This is a genomic window from Sphingopyxis panaciterrulae, assembly GCF_014199295.1.
In the GTDB taxonomy this organism is placed as follows: domain Bacteria; phylum Pseudomonadota; class Alphaproteobacteria; order Sphingomonadales; family Sphingomonadaceae; genus Sphingopyxis; species Sphingopyxis panaciterrulae.
The window spans coordinates 62,795-80,564 of the sequence record NZ_JACIJH010000008.1 but is presented as its reverse complement, the minus strand read 5'-3'; the positions used below and the strand labels follow the sequence as shown (position 1 = coordinate 80,564).

The window sequence follows — 17,770 nt, the reverse complement described above, 5'->3', positions numbered from 1 at the left end:
TCCGCAGTGCGTGGGTTCAGGTGAGATGACCGTGCGCGCGGGGCTCGCGCATCGTGAACGCAACCAGAAAGGCGACCGCGCAGATCGCCGAAACATACCAGCCAAAGAGGCCCTCATGTCCCCATTGCTTCAGCAACAGCGCGACATATTCGGCGGTGCCGCCAAAGATCGCCGAGGCGATCGCATGGCCGAGCCCGACGCCAAGCGCGCGCACCCGCGCCGGAAACAGTTCGGCTTTGAACAGCCCCGACACCGAGGTGTAGAAGCTGAGGATGGTGAGCGCCGCGAAGACCAGCAGCACCGCCGCGAGCATCGTCTGCACCCGCGCGAGCGCCCCGAACAGCGGCACCGCGAACAGCGTCATCCCGCCGCTGAAGATCAGCAGGTTGGTCCGCCGCCCGATCCGGTCCGACAGCGTCCCGAGCAGCGGTTGCAGCAACAGGAAGGCAAAGGTGGCGATCAGCATCGCCCGGCTGGCCGTCGTCACCGCCATGCCCGCGGTGTTGACCAGATATTTCTGCATATAGGTGGTGAAGCTGTAGAGCGTCACCGCGCCCGCCGCGCTCAGCGCCATCACGGTCAGCATCGCGCGCGGGTGGCGGGCCAGCACCTTCAGCGACCCCGCCTCCTCGCCCTCGCCCAACGGCTCGGCGGTTTCGTGCATCAGTTCGCGGCAGAGCAGGAAAGCCCCCGCCAGCGCGGCGCCAAGCAGGAAGGGCAGCCGCCAGCCCCACTCGCGGATCGCCGCCTCGCTCATCGCCGCCTGCAAAGCGAAGATGACGAGCAGCGCGAACAATTGCCCGCCGATCAATGTCACGAACTGGAAGGAGGCATAGAATCCACGCCGACCCGGCTCGGCAATCTCGCTGAGATAGGTCGCCGCCGCGCCATATTGGCCGCCGGTCGAAAAGCCCTGCATCAGCCGCGCGACCAGCAGCAGCGCCGGTGCGGCAGCGCCAATCGTCGCATAGGTCGGCAGCACCGCGACGAGCAGCGACCCCGCGCCCATCAGGATCACCGAGGCGATCATCGCCGCGCGCCGCCCGTGGCGGTCGGCATAGCGGCCGAAATACCAGCCGCCGAGCGGTCGGATCAGGAAACCCGCGGCATAGATGGCGGCGACGTTGAGGAGCTGCGCGGTGCGGTCGCCGCTCGGGAAGAAGGCCGAGGCGAAATAGAGGGCCGTATAGGCATAGGCGTAGAAATCATACCATTCGATCAGATTGCCCGCCGACCCCGCAATCGCCGCGCGTGCCCGCGCCTTGCGATCGAGCACGAGCGGCGCCGCACCCATCTCCGCCATCCGCGTCATCGCCCCCTCAGCCCGCCAGCGCGCGCGAACGCGCCGCCGCGGCCGCCACGACTGCACGCGCCAGATCGTCGATCGCGTCCATTTCGGCGAGCCCGGCCGCGGTCGTCCCGCCGGGGCTCGTCACCTGCCGCCGCAGGTCGGCGAGCGGCGCGGCATCGGCATCGGCGAGCGCCGCCGCCCCGGTGAAGGTCGCGCGCGCGAGGCGCATCGCCAGCGCGGGCGGCAGCCCCTCGGCCGCGCCCGCCGCGGCGAGCGCCTCGGCGAAGCGGAAGAAATAGGCGGGACCGCTGCCCGATACCGCGGTCACCGCGTCGATCTGACCTTCGTCGTCTATCCACACCAGTTCGCCGGTGGGGGCGAGCAGCCGGTCGACCGCGGCGCGATCCGCGTCGGCGACATCCGCTCCCGCCACCGCCGCCGTGATCCCCCTGCCGATCGCCGCCGGCGTGTTGGGCATCGCGCGCACGATCCGGCCGCTGCCGCCGAGCGCGGCACCGAGCCCGGCCAGCGCGATCCCCGCCATGATCGAAAGGAAGAGCGCGCCGCGATCGGCCAGCGGACGCAGCGCCTCGCCGAGCGACCCGAAGACCTGCGGCTTCACCGCAAGCACCACCGCCAGCTCCGCGCCGCCCGCGACCGTGCCCGGCGTTTCGACCCGCTCGGTCCCCTCCGGCACCGCGTCGACCATCGGATCGAAGACGAGCACCGGCTCCGAACCGCGCCAGCCGCGCGCCATCGCGCTTCCCATCCGCCCACAGCCGATCAGCAGCACCTGCATCAGCGTGCGTCCCTGTAGCGTTCGGCCAGCAGGTCCTGCCGCGACCGCGTCGAGGCTTCGCGTCCCTCGACGATCACGCTGACCGCATTGGTCGAGGGCTCAAGCGGGTCGCCGTCCCAGACGACGAGGTCGGCATCGGCGCCCGGCGTCAATGCGCCGCCGCCGCGCCCCCAGATGGCGAGCGGGTTGACGGTCACCGCGCGCAGCGCTTCGATATAGGGCAGCCCGTTCGCGACCGCGATCCCCGCGCCTTCGCGCAGTCCCATACCGGCGTTGTAATTCGCGTGGATGGCGCCACCGGCCTGACCGACAGCGACGCGCACCCCCGCCTTGACGAGCAGCGCCGCATTGTCCTGCCGCGCGCCGAGTTGGTCGAAATTGAAGGGCAGGTTGACGAGCGGATCGAGCACCACCGCCACCTTCGCCTTCGCGAGCGCGTCAGCGGCGCGCCATGCCTGCGCCCCGCCGACGACGATCACCCGGATGCCGAAATCCTCGGCCAGCGCTACCGCCTGCCGGATATCGGATTCGCGGTGCGTCTGGACGGCAAGCGGAACCTCGCCCGCGAGTACGCCGCGGATCAGTTCGGCACCCGCGTGCCTCCCGCCGCCCGGCGGGCCGTCGCCATGGCCCTTCTTGCCCTTTCGCCCGGCATCGCCGTCGTCCATGCCCCGGCGCGCCTCTTCGAGCGCATGGCGCAACGCCGACCATTGCACGGCGCGCGAGCCCAGCCGGTCCCACGCTCCGCCGCCGATCACCGCATAGACGCCGACATTCGCGACATCGAGGATATCGACCCCGTCGCGCAGCCGGGCAAAGGCCGGCTCGCCGCTGAAGGGCGCGTGGCGCGAGGGCGAGGGATAGACAAGCGCGCGGGTGATGCCGTCGGCCCGTGCCAGGCTGACCAGCGTCGAATTGCCGTTGAGCGCCCGGCTGACGTCGTCGCCCGCATTTCGCTCGTCGCGCGAGGCGGTGTCGACGGTGTCGTCGGAACCCGAAATCTCGACCAGACCGATCTGCGTCGCGCCATTGACGAGGCCGGGCGTCACGGGCTTCCCCTGCGCGTCGATGGTCCGGACCCCCGCCGGCACCTCGCCGCCCGCCTTCACCGACAGAATCCGGCTGCCGTCGACGAGGATCGTCGCATCGTGAACGGGCGTATCGCCCTCCATCGTCCAGGCCTCGGCATGGACGATCGCCAGCGACTGCGCCGACGCCGGCGCAGCGATGGCCAGCGCGATCGCGCTCGCAAGCATCCTCATGGCTCCACTCCCCCGCGTCCCAGCTCGAAGTCGGAAACCGGGCGGCTCGGGGGTCGGGCACGGTCCCACGCCACGGCGCCGTCGATCAGCACGAGGTCGGCGCGGCTGTAGACGCTGAACGGATCGCCCGACCACAACACCACGTCGGCCTGATATCCCGGCGCGATCGTCCCGATGCGCTTGTCCAGCCCCAACAGCTTCGCCGGGTTGCTCGTCGTCCATTTGATCATGGTCTCGGGCGGCGTGTCGATGCCGATCCGCCGCCCCGCCGCCGCCGCCTTCGCCGCGGCGATATTGAGCCGCTGGCCATCGGCCGGCGAGTCCGAATGCATCATCACGCAGACCCCCGCCCTTTCGAGCAGCGGCGCCTCCGCGCGAACGGCATCCTGCGCCTCCAGCTTGAATCCCCACCAGTCGGCCCAGACCGCCGCGCACGTCCCCGCCTCGCGCAACAGGCCGGGAATCTTGTACGCCTCGGTCGCATGATGGATGGCGCCGACGCGAAAGCCGAACTCCCTGGCGATGGTCAGAACCGCCGCGATGTCGCCCGCGCGATAGCAATGGACGTTGACGCGGATATCGCCGGAGAGAATTCCCGCCAGCGCCTCCAGCTTCAGGTCGCGCGGCGGCATGGCGCCTGTGCCGGCGCGCGCCTGCTCGACCGCGCGCTTGTAGCGCCGGGCGTTCAGGAACTGCTGCCGCATGTAAGTGACGACGCCCTGCCGGCTCGTCGGCCCCTCATTGTCGTCGTCGGCGCCCCAGCTCTTGGGGTTCTCGCCGCAGGCCATCTTGAAGCCCTGAACGCCGCCGGTCGCCTTCATGCCCCACACGGTCGGCGCGCGAACCGGCTTCACCACCACCGAATGGCCGGCAAAGATCGGCGTCGATCCGGGCAGGATCTGGATCGTCGTCACCCCGTTCGACAGCGCGCGGTCGAACGCCATGTCCTGTGCGTTGACCGCGGTCTCGATCCAGGTGTCGGCGCTGTTCGGCGACGCGACCTCCGAAACGTCGGACGCCTCGCGATCGATCGAGGTCAGCGGCAGGACGAAGGTGCCGTCGTGGCTGTGGACGTCGATCACCCCCGGCGTGACCCAGCGGCCGGCGGCGTCGACCTCGCGCACCCCCGGATTGGCGAGCCCCTTGCCGACCGCGGCGATCTTTCCGCCGCGGATCAGCACGTCGCCGCCGTCGATCCGCCCGCCCGCGCCGTCGAGGATCGTCGCGCCGCGCAGCAGCATGTCGTCGGGCGGCGGCGTCTGATAGCGGCTCGGAAACGGATCTTCCTGCCATGGCAGCGGCGCCGCGCGCTGCGCGCCCGCCGGCGCCGCGAGCGCAAATACGGCCGTCAGAACGGCCGCCAGGCCGGCTCTATTTCGCATCATCCCCTCGCCCCTCGTTGAACCGCCGCATCCACGCCACCGTCTCGGCGTCGGAAAGCGACGTCAGGATCGACGCCCGTGTTTCCGGGCTTTCATCCTGACCCAGCTTGAACTTGCCCGACAGGCTCGTCACCTTTGCGCGAAAGCCGATGATCCGCTGGAGCATGCCCTGATACCGCTCGCCCAGCTCTTCGACCCCCCAGGGATTCGCCCGCTCCGACTCCATCGCGTCGATCAAAAGCTGCAGCGACCATTCGGTCAGCGCCTCGTCGACCCGCACCTCGGCTTCGACCTTGATCTGCGCATAATTCCATGTCGGACCCCAGTCGCGCACGCCCGCATGTTCGGGGCTCACATAGGCGTCCGGCCCCTTGAACAGGATCGTCGCGCGCCCGCCGGTCTGCAGGGCCGGGCAAAGGGGATTGGAACGCATCAGATGGCCGACCAGTTCGGTCAGCCGACCGTCGGCGTCGAACAGTCCGACGAGAGGCAAAAGACTCGCCTCGACAGCGCCCGGCGCGCCGGCACACACCCACGCCAGCGGATAGGTCTCCACCAGCGCCCGCACATCGGCATCGTCAAATTGTTCGAAGAGCCCCACATCACCCCCGGATGCAAATCGTGAAATCGAGCGGACCCGCGCCGGTCGCCGCCCGCGCGGCGGGCCGGAAATCGGGCTTCCGGCCTCTCTTCTTCCCCAGCACTGGCACGCCGACAAGCACCAAAATCGAAAAGTGCATGGGACCAGTCCCGGTTGCAGTCCGGAATCGATCGCGATAAGATTGGCCCGGAAAACAAGTCAAATACTCATCCGGAGAGGTCCAATGTTGCGGCCATGGCAGGTCAGTCTCGGCGAGCGGATCGACCCCGCGCGCGATGTTCCGATCTATATGCAGATCATTCAGGCGCTGATCCGGGATATCGAGCGCGGACGGCTCACCTCGGGCACCTATCTTCCCAGCAGCCGCCAGCTCGCCAGGATACTCGGCGTCAACCGCAAGACCGTCGTCTTCGCCTATGAGGATCTGATCGCGCAGGGCTGGCTCGATTCGGCCGGGACGCGCGGCACGATGGTCGCGGCATCGCTGCCCGACCCGGTCAACCGGCATCAGGGCGAAGCCGAAGCGACGATGAGCGATGCGGTGATCGACTATCGCTTCGCGCTGCCGCCCGAACGGCCGATCGCACTCCCCTCGGGCCCCGGCCTCAAGGTCGACGAGGGCGCACCCGACGGGCGGCTGTTTCCCGTCGAGCTGCTGGCCCGCGCCTATCGCGTCGCGGTGCAGCGGGCCTCGCGCGACAACGGCTTCCAATATCGCGACCCGCGCGGATCGCCCGCGCTGCGCGAAGCGATCGCGACGATGCTCAAAAGCCAACGCGGCCTGCCCGTCGCGGCGGAGAATATCTGCATCACCCGCGGCAGCCAGAACGGCATCTTCCTCGCCGCGCAGGTCCTGCTCGGGCAGGGCGATTCGGTGATCGTCGAGAAATTGACCTACGAACCGGCCGTGGCCGCGTTCCGGGCGCTCGGCGCCAATATCGTTCCCGTCGGCCTCGACGAGGACGGGATCGACGTCGAGGCGGTCGAGCATGCCTGCCGCCGCAACGCGGTGCGCGCGGTGTTCGTGACCCCGCATCACCAGTTTCCGACCACCGTTTCGTTACGGCCCGAACGGCGCCTGCGGCTCCTCGATCTCGCGCGGCAGTTCGGCTTCGCGATCATCGAGGATGATTACGACCATGAATTCCACTTCGAATCGCAGCCGTTGCTGCCGCTCGCGGCCTATGGTCCCGGCCATGTCCTCTATGTCGGGTCGATGTCGAAGCTGCTGCTTCCCGCACTCAGGATCGGCTATGTCGCCGCGCCGCCGGCGGTCATCGACGCGATCGCGCACCGGGTGTCGCTGACCGACGGCATGGGCAATGCACTGACAGAGGACGCCGCGGCCGAACTGATCGAGAATGGCGAACTGCGCCGGCACGGCCGCAAGGTGTTGCAGGTCTATGCCAAAAGGCGCGAGGATTTCGCGGCGGAGGTCGACCGGACGCTCGGCGATCTCGTCGATTACCGCCTGCCCGACGGCGGCCTTTCCTTCTGGCTGCGCTTCGATACCGATCTCGACCAGATGGAAGCGCGCGCCGCGGCGATGGGGCTGCGCTTCGCCTCGTCGCGGTCGTTCATGACGGCCGCCGACGCGCCGCGCGGGCTGCGGATCGGCTTCGCCAGCCTCAACGCGCACGAGGCCCGCACCGCGCTCGCCGCGCTACGCGAGGCGGCGGGGTGATTGCTGGTCCCCTCGGGCCGTCCAATGTTGGATGTTCTAATATCCACGCCGCGGACGGAACCTTCGACTCGTCCAGGAGGGAAATCATGACATATCGTTTCGCATATCTGCTCGCCGCCGCGGCCCTGCCGCTCGCGCCCGCCGCCCAGGCGCAACAGGCGCCGGCGGCCGCTCCAGCCGCCGCCGACGCGCCATGGCCGGAGGCCTGGTTCGAGATCTTCAAGCTCGCGCCGGGCAAGCAGGAGGAATTCATCCGTCGCATCGCCCAGGCCGACGAGGTCGCGGCGGCGGGCGGTTTCCCGCCGATCCAGCTCTTCTTCCACGAAAACGGCGCCGACTTCGACGTCATCCTGTTCAAACCCGTGACCGGCATCGAACCAACGCCCGAACAGGCCGCGGCGATGGACCGCAAACGCAAGGAACTCGGCATGCCGAGCGGCCCGGCCTATTTCGTCAACATCCGCGAACTGGTTGCAGAACATAGCGATTCCAAGACCTATGGTCCGCTATCGGCGGCGACATGGCTCGCCAAACTCGACAAGTGGCGCGCCGAAAATCCGCCGCGCAAGCCGACGGGTGCGGCGCAATGATCGCCCGGCGGCGCCTTCTGGCCGTTGCGGGCGGCACCGCGGCGGCGGCGGTCGCGCCCGGCGCCTTCGCCGGCGCCGACGAGCCGCTCGACATCGCCTATATCAACGCGCGCGTCTGGACCGGAGCCGGCCCCGACACGCGCACCGACGCGATCGGGATCAAGGGCGACCGCATCGCCGCGATCGGCGCCGACGCGGTACGCGCGCGGACGGGCAAGCGGACGCAGGTCGTCGATCTGGACGGCGCTTTCGTCACCCCGGGTTTCATCGACGCGCATGTCCATTTCGTCAAAGCCGCGACGATGCTGTCGCAGCCTTCGCTGCGCGACGCGGAAAACCCCAGGGAGTTCATCGCCCGCATCGCCGCCGCCGCGAAGGCGCTGCCCAAGGGACAATGGCTCGAGGGCGGCAATTGGGACCAGGATCGCTGGGGCGGCGAAATGCCGAACCGGTCGTGGATCGACCCGGTTACCCCCGACACGCCGGTCGCGGTGATCCGCTACGATCTCCACATGCTGCTGCTCAACTCGCTCGCGCTGCGGCTGGCGGGGATCGACCGCAACACGCCCGACGTGCCCGGCGGCGTGATCGAACGCGACGCACGGGGCGAGCCGACCGGCATCATCAAGGACGCCGCCAAGGATCTGGTCCTGCGCGCGATCGGGGAGCCGACTCCGGACCAGATCGACGCGGTGACGCGCGAAGGGATCGCGGTCGCGCTCAGCAAGGGCGTGACCCAGGTTCATCCGACCGAGCTCGAATCGATCAGCTTCGATTCGACCCGCCGCCTGCGCGCGGCGGGGGAGACCGGGCTGCGCTTCCGCCATTATCTGCCGCTCAAGGACTGGGAGGCGCAGGTCGATCTGATCGCGCGCGAAGGCCGCGGCGACGACTGGGTGCAATGGGGCGGCTGCAAGGTCGTGTTCGACGGCTCGCTCGGCTCGCGCACCGCGCGCTTCTACGAACCCTATGCCGACGATCCGACGACGCGCGGCATCATCGTCACCGATCCCGCCGACCTCCGCCGCTGGATGGAAGGCGCCGACAAGGCGGGATTGCAGGTCACCGCCCACGCGATCGGCGACGAGGCGAACGACATCGTCCTCGACACCATAGCCGCCGTCGCCGCCGCCAACGGCCCGCGCGACCGCCGCTTCCGCGTCGAGCATGTCCAGCACATGAAGCCGCACGCGCTGCCGCGCTTCGCCCAGCAGGACATCATCGCGTCGGTCCAGCCCTATCATGCGATCGACGACGGTCGCTGGGCGGTGCGCCGGATCGGCGAGGAACGGCTGAAGACCAGCTTCGCCTATGGATCGCTCGTCCGCTCGGGCGCGCATGTCTGCATGGGGTCCGACTGGCCGGTGGCGCCCATCGACCCCCTCACCGGGCTCGACGCCGCGGTCAATCGCGAAACGCTCGACGGCAAGAATCCCCATGGCTGGCATCCCGAACAGCGCATCACTCTCGCCCAGGCGATGCGGGGCTATACGCGCGAGGGCGCCTATGCGGGCTTCAACGAGACGCGCCTCGGCCTGATCGCTCCCGGCCTGCTCGCCGATCTCGCCGTCTGGGATAGCGATTTCTTTGCTATTGATTCTCATTCTCTAACAAAGATAAAAGCGCTGCGGACAATTGTCGGCGGCATTCAACGCTTTGGCTGACGATGGTTCCCTCGACCGGACTCTGATGGATCATCTGGACCCCAGCAACTGCGCAAACTGGATGTTTTAAGGCCCAAGCGGGTCAAACATGTTGCAGTTCCAGTTACAGGCTTGGTGCCCGATCCCGTTCGTACCGGAAGAAGATTTGGTGCCAATAATGGGGGTAAAAATCATGGTTGCATGCCGCACTATCGTTCCGGGAACAGGTCTCGCCGCGCTCGGCGCCGCGCTCGCGGCGGCCACGCCCGCGCTGGCCCAGCAGGTCGCGCCCGAGGACGACAGCATCGTCGTCACCGCGCAGCGCGAGAATGAAACGCAGGTCATCCGGCAGGGCTCGCTCGGCGCGCTCGGCGAGAAGGACGCGATGGAGGTGCCCTTCGCGGTCAAGGCCTACAGCGAAACGCTGATCCTCAACCAGCAGCCGCTGACGCTGGGCGCAGTGCTTGAGAACGACCCGTCGGTGCGCACCTCGCTCGGCTTCGGCAATGCCTCGGAGCAGTTCGTGATTCGCGGTTTCCCGCTGTACGGCGAGGATATCGCGATCGACGGTCTCTACGGCGTGACGCCGCGCCAGCTCGTCTCGCCCGAACTCTATGACCAGGTCCAGGTATTGAACGGCGCCAGCGCCTTCCTGTTCGGTGCCGCGCCCGGCGGCTCCGCGCTCGGCGGCACCGTCAACCTGCAGCCCAAGCGCGCCAGGGACAAGGATACGAACCGCGTCACCGTCAACTATCTGTCGGACTCCCATATCGGCGGCGCCTTCGATTTCGGGCGCCGAATGGGCGCCGACGGCTCGGTGGGCATCCGCGTCAACGGCGCCGGTCGCTGGGGCGACATCGCCATCGACGACGAATATCGCAGTTCGATCGTACTCGGCGCCGCGCTCGACTGGCGCAGCGACCGCGCCCGCCTGTCGCTCGACCTCGCCTATCAGCGCGCCAAGGTTCAGCATATGCGCCCGATGGTTCAGCTCGATGGCGGCGTGACGGCGGTTCCCGACGCGCCCAGGGCAGGCTCGAACTATGGCCAGGACTGGAATTATACGACGCTGCGCGACATCTTCGGCATCCTGAAATTCGAATATGACATCAGCGACGATTTCCTCTTCTATGCCTCGGCGGGCGCGCGCGACGCCGCGGAGCGCGGCGTCTATCAGGGCTTCCACGTTACCGATGCCGCGACCGGTGATGCCTATGTGACCGGATCGAACATCCCGCGGAACGACAATAACGAGGCCGCGCAGGTCGGTATCCGCGGCAAGTTCGCGACCGGCCCGATCAGCCACGAAATCAACCTGGGCGCATCCCACAGCCGCTACATCAACCGCAATGCTTATGAATTCGGGCCCTTCGGGCCAGACGGGACGAACGAGAGCAATCTCTATGATCCGGTGCAGATTACGAAACCCACCTTCAACGTGTTCTTCAACGGCGATCTCGACGATCCCAATCCGGCGAACCGCACGCGACTGACCAGCTTCTTCGTCTCCGACACGCTCGGCGCGTTCGACGAGAAGGTCGAACTGACGCTCGGCCTGCGCCGCCAGCAAATCTTCTATCGCGCCTACGACATCACCGCCGGCGGCGAAACGAGTCGCTACAAGGAAAGCGCCACGACGCCGGTGATCGGCCTCGTGATCCGGCCGAGCGAGCGCTTCTCCATCTATGCGAACCGGATCGAGGGCCTTGTGCAGAGCCCGTCCGCTCCCGCGGGGGTCATCAATCCCACCGAGGTCTTCCCGCCCTACAAGACGAAGCAATATGAGATCGGCGGCAAGGTCGCGCTCGGCCGCTTCAACGCTTCTGTTGCCCTGTTCCAGACCGACCGGCCGCAGACTCTCGTCGAGTCCACTCCGGACGGCAATGTCTTCACCCTCAATGGGCAGCAACGCAACAAGGGCATCGAATTCAGCCTCGACGGCGAACCGGTGAAGGGACTGCGCGTCATCGCCGGCCTGTCGCTCACCGACGCGAAGCAAAGGCGCACGCAGGGCGGCGCGACCGACGGGCTCGATGCGATCGGCGTTCCCGACTATACCGCCAACGTCAACGTCGAATGGGATCTCGGCTTCCTGCCGGGGGTCACGCTGACCGGCCGCCTGATCCAGACCGGCAAGCAGCAGGTCAACCTGACCAACACGCTCGAACTCCCCGAATGGACGCGCTTCGATCTCGGCGCGCGCTATGTCGTCGCGGCGGGCGAAACGCCGATCACCTTCCGCTTCAACGTCGATAATGTCGCGAACAAATCCTATTGGTCCTCGTCGCTCGGCGGCTATCTGGTCCAGGGGTTGCCGCGAACCTTCAAGGCCTCGGCGACGGTCGAATTCTGACCCGCCACTCGCTTGCTTCCAGGAGCCCGGCTGGCAACAGCCGGGCTCTTTTCTTTTGCGCATCGCCGAGGCGTTTGACCGGCCCCGCTCGGTTGGTCCCCTCGCCCGGCGACAAAGTGGATGTTTTTCGGTCCTCCCGGACACGCCAATGCGGTCGGATGAGCACGAAGGTCCAACAGGGGCGCCCGACGCTGCGCCGCAAGATTCTGTCCATTCACCGATGGCTGAGCCTCGGCGCCGCCCTCTTCTGGCTGCTTCAGGCGGCCACCGGCATCCTGATCGTTTTCCATTGGGAAATCGCCGACGCGTCGCTTTCGACTCTGCATCGCCCGACCGACCTTGCCGCGATCGAACGGCGAATCAACACGCTCGCCCCAGCCGAAAGCGGCGCGAGGGCCACGGGGATCTGGACGACCGCCGGCCTTCCCGATCGCTATAATCTCTATTTCGAGGACGGCGCCGGCAACAGCCGGTCGGTCCGCGTCACGGGCGATGGCACGATCATCGATATGCCGCGCGAGGACGAGACCCGCATCATGAGCTTTCTCGTCGGCTTCCACCACGACCTGCTCGGCGCGTGGGGCAGTTGGATCGTGTCGATCAGCGGCCTCCTCCTCTGCTCCAACCTTCTCCTGGGCCTGATCGCCGCCTGGCCGCGGCGCGGGACCTGGCGGACTGCGCTCCTTCCCATACGCAAGGGTCCCGCCGCCGCGCGGCTCTATTCCTGGCACCGGGCGGTGGGTCTGTGGGCGGTGCTGCCGGCCTTCGCGATCGCCGCGACCGGCACCATGCTGAAATTCGAACAAGGCGTCGGAACGCTGGTCGGGACGCAGGATGTTTCCCTGCCCGCCAATCCGCCCGCCGGCCCGCCAATCGGTTTCGCGGCTGCCGCCGGCGCAGCCCTCGCCGCCGTTCCCGGCAGCAGCCTGACCAATGTCGCCTGGCCGGAGGGAGAGGATGCGACTTATCGCATTCTGGTCCGTGCGCCGGGCGAAATCCGCCGCGCCTATGGGGGCAGCATCGTCCTCGTCGACGCGAACGACGGCACGCTGCGCGGCGTCTGGCCGATCGCGGAAGCGGAACCGGCCCGCGCCTTCATGAGCGCGCTGTTCCCCATCCACACCGGAGAGGCCGGCGGGCTGATCGGGCGCCTCCTCTCCATCGCCATCGGCCTCTGGCTCATCACCATGATCGTCGCCGGCTTTCTGCTCTGGCTCCGACGGCGCAGGCCGGTCGCCAGGGCGCGGGAGGGGCGGAGTGCCTGACGATGCCAGCCGGAATCCGCGGCTATCAGTTTGTCGTCAGTCTCCAGCGCTAGGGTGACGACCGCGCGGGGGCCGGCCATCGGCTCCATCGCCATAAATCAAGCAAGGGGATGCTTCATCATGCCAATTCGCCATCTGCTTCTAGCGGCAACGGCGCTCAGCCTCGTACCCGCAGCCCACGCGCAGGAAGACCGGCTCGAAGCGCTCGAACGCCGGCTCGCCGAACAACAGGCGCGCATCGATCAGCTCGAAGCGATGGTCGCGAAGCAGTCGCGGATGCTGGAACAGGCACCGGTGACGGCGCCGCCCTCTCCCCCCGATGTCGCAGCATCTGTGCCGGCATCGCCTCCCGTACCGGGCGCTGCCCCGGCCCCGGCGCAGCTTGCCGACGCAACGCCGCAGGCCGATGGCGCGTTCCGCATCCCCGGCCTCGACGTCAGCGGCGACGTGCGGGTGCGGCAGGAATGGAATTTCGTCCCGGGCCGCGACCGGTCGCGCTCGGCCGTCCGTGCGCGGCTTCGGGCGAGCTATGCGATCGACGATCATTTCTCCGTCGGCACCCAGATCGCCACCGGCGACCCCGACGATCCCAACTCGACCGACGTCACCCTTGGCAGCTTCGTCGACGATTTCGCGGTGTCGCTCGACCAGGCGTGGGTGCGCTACAGGAACGGCGGCTTCACCGCCTATGCCGGCAAATTCCCCCAGGTGTTCCAGCGCACCGACATGCTGTGGGACGGCGACGTCTCCCCGCAGGGCGCGGCGCTCGCCTATGGCGCCGATCTCGGCGGCGCAAAGCTCGACGCGCGCGGCATCTATTTCGTGATCGACGAGGCCGCCGTGGCGCGCGACAGCGACATGCTCGGCGGCCAGCTCGCCCTCGCCGCCCCGCTCGCCTCCGATTTCAAGGCAGGGATCACCGGCAGCTATTATCACTACCGGCTCGGGTCGGTCGCGGGCGCCGACGCCGGCGATTTTCGCGGCAATCTCCTTTCGGGCGGCCGCTACCTCTCCGACTTCCACCTGGTCGAAGGGATCGGCACCCTCGGCTGGGCCGGCCCGTCGCCCCGCTGGCCGGTCAGCTTCACCGCCGACTATGTGAAGAATCTCGGCGCCGCCGTGTCAGGCGACACCGCCTTCAACCTCGAACTCGCCGCAGGACGGACCGCCGAGCCAGGCGACTGGCGCCTGTCCTATAATTATTCGGAGGTCGAGGTCGATTCGGTGCTCGCGGCTTTCAGCCACGACAATATCGACCTGTCGACCAACTACCGCCTCCACGGCGTCGGCCTCTCGCATGTTCCGGCGCGCAACCTGCAGCTCGACCTGCTCTGGTATCACTACCGGCCGCTCGACCCCCTCTATGCGGGCAGCTTCGCCTCGTCCGAGTGGCTCGACCGCATCCGCCTCGCCCTCATGCTGAGCTTCTGATGCTGCTCGCCGCTGCCACGCTCGGCCTTGCCGGTCTGCCGGCGGACGCGGTGCCCGCCGAGCCCGCCCTTCCCGCCGACCGCCCGCACAGCCATGTCCATGCGCCGGGCGAGATCGAGGAAACGCACGGCCCCTTGCTCCTCCAGATCACCTATACCGGCGAAGTGATGGGCAATGTCGCAGGCGGACGGCGGCGCGGCGCGCGCTATCTCGACAACCTCGACCTCGTGCTCGAGGCCGATCTCGAACGGATCGCGGGCTGGACCGGCGCCCAGCTCCATGTCTACGGCCTCTATAACAACGGTCGGTCGATCAGCGATCTCGCCGGCGACGTCCAGGCGGTCAGCAATATCGAAACCGGCGTCCGCGCGTTGCGGCTCTACGAGGCGTGGATCGACCAGAAGATCGGCGACGCGGCTTCGATCAAGCTCGGGCTCTACGACCTCAATTCCGAGTTCGACGCGCTGGACACCGCCGGCTTCTTCGTCAGCAGTCCGAACGGCATCGGCACCGATATCGCACAGAGCGGCCGGAACGGCCCCTCCATCTTCCCATCCACCTCGCTCGCGGTGCGCGTCGCGATCGCGCCCGCCGAAGGATGGACGCTCCGCGCCGCGTTGCTCGACGGCGTCCCCGGCGACCCCGACCATCCCGCGCGCACCGCGATCCGGCTGGGCCACGGCGACGGCGCGCTCGCCATCGGCGAGGTCGAGGCGCCGCTCGGCCAAGGCAAGCTCCTCCTCGGCCATTGGCGCTACACCGCGCAATTCGATCGCAACGACGGCAGCGGCAGCGCCAAGGGCAATGCCGGCACCTATGTCCGCGCCGAGCTTCCCCTCCTCGCGCACGACGATCGCCGCATCGACGCCTTCGCAAGGCTCGGTACGGCAAGCGACCGCTTCAACATGTTCGACCGCTTCGCCGGCGGTGGCCTCAAGTTCGGCGGCTGGGTTCCCGGCCGCCCCGAAGACGAATTCGGCATAGCCTTTGCCGCCGCCTTCCCCTCCGACAGTTGGCGGCGCGCGACTGCGGCCGGCCCCGCCGAAATCGCCGTCGAGGCCAGCTATCGCGCCCAGATCGCGCCCTGGCTCTCCGTCCAGCCCAGCGCCCACTATATCCGCAACCCCGCCGCCGATCCCGCGCTGGCAGACGCTTTCGTCCTCGGTCTCCGTTTCGAGGCCACGCACAGTTTCGCAGGGTTGTAATAATCCACAGAGACAGAGGGTTACCCACCCGACCCACGATCGGGTCTTCCGCGTGCCGCGGAAAGAATCAGGCGCGGGATAATGGTGCCCGGGGGCGGGATCGAACCACCGACACTACGATTTTCAGTCGTATGCTCTACCAACTGAGCTACCCGGGCACGGGCTTCGCGAGGCCGATCGGCCTGCTGGCGAGCGGCGGCTATAGGCAGGGCGTTTCGTCCTGTCCAGTGGCTTTGTCGCGCCAGGGTCGGGACCTGTTTTCGCGCGTCAGCCCTCGTCGAAACGATCGTCGTCGAGGGTGCCGTCGGGCGGCTGGTCGACGGGCACGCGATAGCCCTCGTCGAACCAGCGGTTGAGGTCGCGGTCGCGGCAGCCGCGGCTGCAGAAGGGCTTGTATTGCTCGTCGCGCGGCTTGCCGCACAGCGGGCAGCGGCGCGGCCTCGCGGGGGCGCTATTGGGCATGGCCGGCTCCTTTCATTTGCGCATCGCCGACCAGTTCGACCGGCCGGCCGATGCGGCGGCCGAGTTCGGCGACCCAGCCGGGATGCGCCGCGATATGACCGACAACGGCCGGACGCGCGGTCAGTTGCAGCGCGCCGGTGCCGACCGCGCGCTCGGCCTGGCGCAGCAGCAGCGCGGCATCGGTCGCCACGGGGTCGAATCGCACCTGCTCGATCAGCGACGGCCGTTCGCGGCGGCGCACGATCTGGAGGAATCCGAAGCCGTTGACTGCGGTGCGCTCGAAAGGCTGCGGCAGCAGCGTGTCGATCAGCGCGTCGATCGCCTGCCGTTCGGCCCGGCCCGGCAGCGACGGAAAGTCGATGCCGATCGACCCGCCGACGTCGCAGCAGCGCACGACATGCACCGCCGCCGCCGCCCCCGCCTTCGCGAGCGCGAGCGGATCGCCCTCGCCGTCGATGTCGATCAGCAGCATCGCCGGTGTCGCGTCGACCCACAGCGCGCCGCCGGCGAAAGGCCAATGACCGGTACGGACATGGTCGATCAGGTCCGACCAGCCCGCCGCCTCCAGCCGGTCGGCATCCCCCATGCGCAGGTCCGTCACCGGCACCCCGCTCGCCGCGATGCGCGCGGCGAGGTCGGGCCCGCCCGCCAGCGCGGCGTCCGCTTCGGCGAGCCGCGCCCGCGCCGGCTTGTCGCGCCCGCGCTCGCGCAGCGCCATGCGGGTGATCTCGACGGTCAGCCGCGCGCCCAGCGCCAGCCCCGGCGCCGCGACGGTCGCGATCGGTTCGCCCGGTGCGTCGAGAAGCACCCGGCCCGGCTCGACCAGCCGCGCCCCGAGCACGGCGCCGACCCGCGGCCCTTCGCCCTCGCGTTCTATCCGCGCCTCGACGATGCGCCCCGCCTCGACCAGCGCCGCGCGCGTTTCGCCGATCCCGGCTTCGATAAGCCACTCAGCCAAGCGACACGCCGGCCGCGCTCAGCAGCGCGCGGGTTTCGAAAATCGGCAGGCCGACGACGTTCGAATGGCTGCCCGACAGGAAACGCACGAAGACTTCGGCGCGGCCCTGGATCGCATAGCCGCCCGCCTTGCCCATCCCCTCGCCGCTCTCGACATACCAGTCGATCTCGGCATCGGTGAGCCGCTTGAAGGCGACGACGGTATCGGCGACCCGCACGCGCGGGCGCCCGTCGGCGCCCACGACGCAGACCCCCGACAAGACATGATGCCGCCGCCCCGACAACAGGCCGAGCATCCGGCGCAGATCGGCCTCGTCGGCCGGCTTTTCGAGGATGCGGCGGCCGACCGCGACAGTCGTGTCGCCCGCCAGAACGACCTCATTGCCCGTGCGTTCGACGGCCCGCGCCTTGGCCTCGGCAAGCCGGGCGACATAGGCGCGCGGCAATTCGCCTTTCAGCGGCGTCTCGTCGATATCGGGGGCGGCGATGCGCGTCGGCGTCACGCCGATCCGCGCCAGCAATTCGCGCCGCCGCGGCGAGGTCGAAGCAAGCACCAGCGCGGGGGGTGTCGCCGCGCCGCTCACTTGAAGCGATAGGTGATCCGACCCTTGGTCAGGTCATAGGGGGTGAGTTCGACGAGCACCTCGTCGCCCACCAGCACGCGGATGCGATTCTTGCGCATCTTGCCGGCCGTGTGGCCCAGAATCTCGTGGTCGTTTTCCAGTCTGACGCGAAACATCGCGTTGGGCAGCAACTCGACCACCTGGCCGCGCATTTCGAGAAGTTCTTCCTTCGCCATCTATCCTCTATGGGCTCGAAAATATGGGATGCGCGCCCATAGCTCC

Annotated in this window: 16 protein-coding genes and 1 tRNA gene; 7 read left to right on the top strand and 10 right to left on the bottom strand. The window is 68.4% G+C overall.

Annotated elements, in window-relative coordinates; translation table 11 throughout:
- Positions 1 to 16: 16 nt before the first annotated feature.
- The 5 genes from FHR21_RS12710 to FHR21_RS12690 are packed head-to-tail and all read right to left on the bottom strand — an operon-like array spanning position 17 to position 5,335.
- The gene (locus FHR21_RS12710; protein ID WP_221235161.1) at positions 17 to 1,312 is read right to left on the bottom strand and encodes an MFS transporter; all 1,296 of its coding nucleotides are present in this window, start codon (positions 1,310 to 1,312) and stop codon (positions 17 to 19) included.
- 7 nt (positions 1,313 to 1,319) lie between these two features.
- Positions 1,320 to 2,090 carry a pyrroline-5-carboxylate reductase gene (gene proC / locus FHR21_RS12705; RefSeq protein WP_184098864.1) on the bottom strand — a complete coding sequence of 257 codons (771 nt, stop codon included), beginning with the start codon at positions 2,088 to 2,090 and terminating at the stop codon, positions 1,320 to 1,322.
- Positions 2,090 to 3,352 carry an amidohydrolase family protein gene (locus FHR21_RS12700; RefSeq protein ID WP_184098862.1) on the bottom strand — a complete coding sequence of 421 codons (1,263 nt, stop codon included), beginning with the start codon at positions 3,350 to 3,352 and terminating at the stop codon, positions 2,090 to 2,092. Before FHR21_RS12700 ends, proC begins: the two co-directional genes overlap by 1 nt.
- Positions 3,349 to 4,737 carry an amidohydrolase family protein gene (locus FHR21_RS12695; protein WP_184098860.1) on the bottom strand — a complete coding sequence of 463 codons (1,389 nt, stop codon included), beginning with the start codon at positions 4,735 to 4,737 and terminating at the stop codon, positions 3,349 to 3,351. The genes FHR21_RS12700 and FHR21_RS12695 overlap by 4 nt, the downstream gene beginning before the upstream one ends.
- The gene (locus tag FHR21_RS12690; RefSeq protein WP_184098858.1) at positions 4,724 to 5,335 is read right to left on the bottom strand and encodes an FMN-binding negative transcriptional regulator; all 612 of its coding nucleotides are present in this window, start codon (positions 5,333 to 5,335) and stop codon (positions 4,724 to 4,726) included. The genes FHR21_RS12695 and FHR21_RS12690 overlap by 14 nt, the downstream gene beginning before the upstream one ends.
- Before the next feature lie 223 nt (positions 5,336 to 5,558).
- On the opposite strand from FHR21_RS12690, the gene pdxR reads away from it, so the two are divergent.
- The 7 genes from pdxR (at position 5,559) to FHR21_RS12655 (ending at position 15,506) form a co-directional block, all read left to right on the top strand.
- The gene (gene pdxR / locus FHR21_RS12685; protein WP_184098856.1) at positions 5,559 to 7,019 is read left to right on the top strand and encodes a MocR-like pyridoxine biosynthesis transcription factor PdxR; all 1,461 of its coding nucleotides are present in this window, start codon (positions 5,559 to 5,561) and stop codon (positions 7,017 to 7,019) included.
- 86 nt (positions 7,020 to 7,105) lie between these two features.
- Complete coding sequence (locus tag FHR21_RS12680; RefSeq protein ID WP_184098854.1) at positions 7,106 to 7,609, top strand: hypothetical protein; 504 nt, start codon at positions 7,106 to 7,108, stop codon at positions 7,607 to 7,609.
- Entirely contained in the window at positions 7,606 to 9,273 is a 1,668-nt protein-coding gene (locus tag FHR21_RS12675) for an amidohydrolase (protein ID WP_184098852.1), read from the top strand. The genes FHR21_RS12680 and FHR21_RS12675 overlap by 4 nt, the downstream gene beginning before the upstream one ends.
- A 172-nt stretch (positions 9,274 to 9,445) precedes the next feature.
- Positions 9,446 to 11,605 carry a TonB-dependent receptor gene (locus FHR21_RS12670; protein WP_184098850.1) on the top strand — a complete coding sequence of 720 codons (2,160 nt, stop codon included), beginning with the start codon at positions 9,446 to 9,448 and terminating at the stop codon, positions 11,603 to 11,605.
- A 158-nt stretch (positions 11,606 to 11,763) separates the two neighbouring features.
- Entirely contained in the window at positions 11,764 to 12,870 is a 1,107-nt protein-coding gene (locus tag FHR21_RS12665; RefSeq protein WP_184098848.1) for a PepSY-associated TM helix domain-containing protein, read from the top strand.
- A gap of 120 nt (positions 12,871 to 12,990) precedes the next feature.
- A complete protein-coding gene (locus FHR21_RS12660) occupies positions 12,991 to 14,301 on the top strand; it encodes a putative porin (protein ID WP_184098846.1) in 1,311 nt (436 codons plus the stop codon).
- Positions 14,301 to 15,506, top strand: a complete 1,206-nt coding sequence (locus tag FHR21_RS12655) for a carbohydrate porin (RefSeq protein WP_184098844.1) — start codon at positions 14,301 to 14,303, stop codon at positions 15,504 to 15,506. The genes FHR21_RS12660 and FHR21_RS12655 overlap by 1 nt, the downstream gene beginning before the upstream one ends.
- 82 nt (positions 15,507 to 15,588) lie before the next feature.
- Here FHR21_RS12655 and FHR21_RS12650 read toward each other — a convergent pair.
- From FHR21_RS12650 to infA, 5 genes are all read right to left on the bottom strand, one after another.
- A tRNA-Phe gene (locus tag FHR21_RS12650) sits at positions 15,589 to 15,664 on the bottom strand.
- A 109-nt stretch (positions 15,665 to 15,773) separates the two neighbouring features.
- Complete coding sequence (locus FHR21_RS12645; protein ID WP_184098842.1) at positions 15,774 to 15,968, bottom strand: DNA gyrase inhibitor YacG; 195 nt, start codon at positions 15,966 to 15,968, stop codon at positions 15,774 to 15,776.
- Positions 15,958 to 16,926, bottom strand: a complete 969-nt coding sequence (locus FHR21_RS12640; RefSeq protein ID WP_184098840.1) for a ribonuclease — start codon at positions 16,924 to 16,926, stop codon at positions 15,958 to 15,960. The genes FHR21_RS12645 and FHR21_RS12640 overlap by 11 nt, the downstream gene beginning before the upstream one ends.
- Positions 16,919 to 17,509 carry a Maf family nucleotide pyrophosphatase gene (locus FHR21_RS12635; RefSeq protein ID WP_184098838.1) on the bottom strand — a complete coding sequence of 197 codons (591 nt, stop codon included), beginning with the start codon at positions 17,507 to 17,509 and terminating at the stop codon, positions 16,919 to 16,921. Before FHR21_RS12635 ends, FHR21_RS12640 begins: the two co-directional genes overlap by 8 nt.
- Positions 17,506 to 17,724 carry a translation initiation factor IF-1 gene (gene infA, locus FHR21_RS12630; RefSeq protein ID WP_003049127.1) on the bottom strand — a complete coding sequence of 73 codons (219 nt, stop codon included), beginning with the start codon at positions 17,722 to 17,724 and terminating at the stop codon, positions 17,506 to 17,508. The genes FHR21_RS12635 and infA overlap by 4 nt, the downstream gene beginning before the upstream one ends.
- Positions 17,725 to 17,770: the final 46 nt, after the last annotated feature.

What these genes read in the sequence shown, in the direction of transcription:
- FHR21_RS12710 (WP_221235161.1), bottom strand. Translation starts at nt 1,312, where the DNA reads ATGACGCGGATGGCGGAGATGGGTGCGGCGCCGCTCGTGCTCGATCGC.
- proC (WP_184098864.1), bottom strand. Translation starts at nt 2,090, where the DNA reads ATGCAGGTGCTGCTGATCGGCTGTGGGCGGATGGGAAGCGCGATGGCG.
- FHR21_RS12700 (WP_184098862.1), bottom strand. Translation starts at nt 3,352, where the DNA reads ATGAGGATGCTTGCGAGCGCGATCGCGCTGGCCATCGCTGCGCCGGCG.
- FHR21_RS12695 (WP_184098860.1), bottom strand. Translation starts at nt 4,737, where the DNA reads ATGATGCGAAATAGAGCCGGCCTGGCGGCCGTTCTGACGGCCGTATTT.
- pdxR (WP_184098856.1), top strand. Translation starts at nt 5,559, where the DNA reads ATGTTGCGGCCATGGCAGGTCAGTCTCGGCGAGCGGATCGACCCCGCG.
- FHR21_RS12680 (WP_184098854.1), top strand. Translation starts at nt 7,106, where the DNA reads ATGACATATCGTTTCGCATATCTGCTCGCCGCCGCGGCCCTGCCGCTC.
- FHR21_RS12675 (WP_184098852.1), top strand. Translation starts at nt 7,606, where the DNA reads ATGATCGCCCGGCGGCGCCTTCTGGCCGTTGCGGGCGGCACCGCGGCG.
- FHR21_RS12670 (WP_184098850.1), top strand. Translation starts at nt 9,446, where the DNA reads ATGGTTGCATGCCGCACTATCGTTCCGGGAACAGGTCTCGCCGCGCTC.
- FHR21_RS12665 (WP_184098848.1), top strand. Translation starts at nt 11,764, where the DNA reads ATGAGCACGAAGGTCCAACAGGGGCGCCCGACGCTGCGCCGCAAGATT.
- FHR21_RS12660 (WP_184098846.1), top strand. Translation starts at nt 12,991, where the DNA reads ATGCCAATTCGCCATCTGCTTCTAGCGGCAACGGCGCTCAGCCTCGTA.
- FHR21_RS12655 (WP_184098844.1), top strand. Translation starts at nt 14,301, where the DNA reads ATGCTGCTCGCCGCTGCCACGCTCGGCCTTGCCGGTCTGCCGGCGGAC.
- FHR21_RS12645 (WP_184098842.1), bottom strand. Translation starts at nt 15,968, where the DNA reads ATGCCCAATAGCGCCCCCGCGAGGCCGCGCCGCTGCCCGCTGTGCGGC.
- infA (WP_003049127.1), bottom strand. Translation starts at nt 17,724, where the DNA reads ATGGCGAAGGAAGAACTTCTCGAAATGCGCGGCCAGGTGGTCGAGTTG.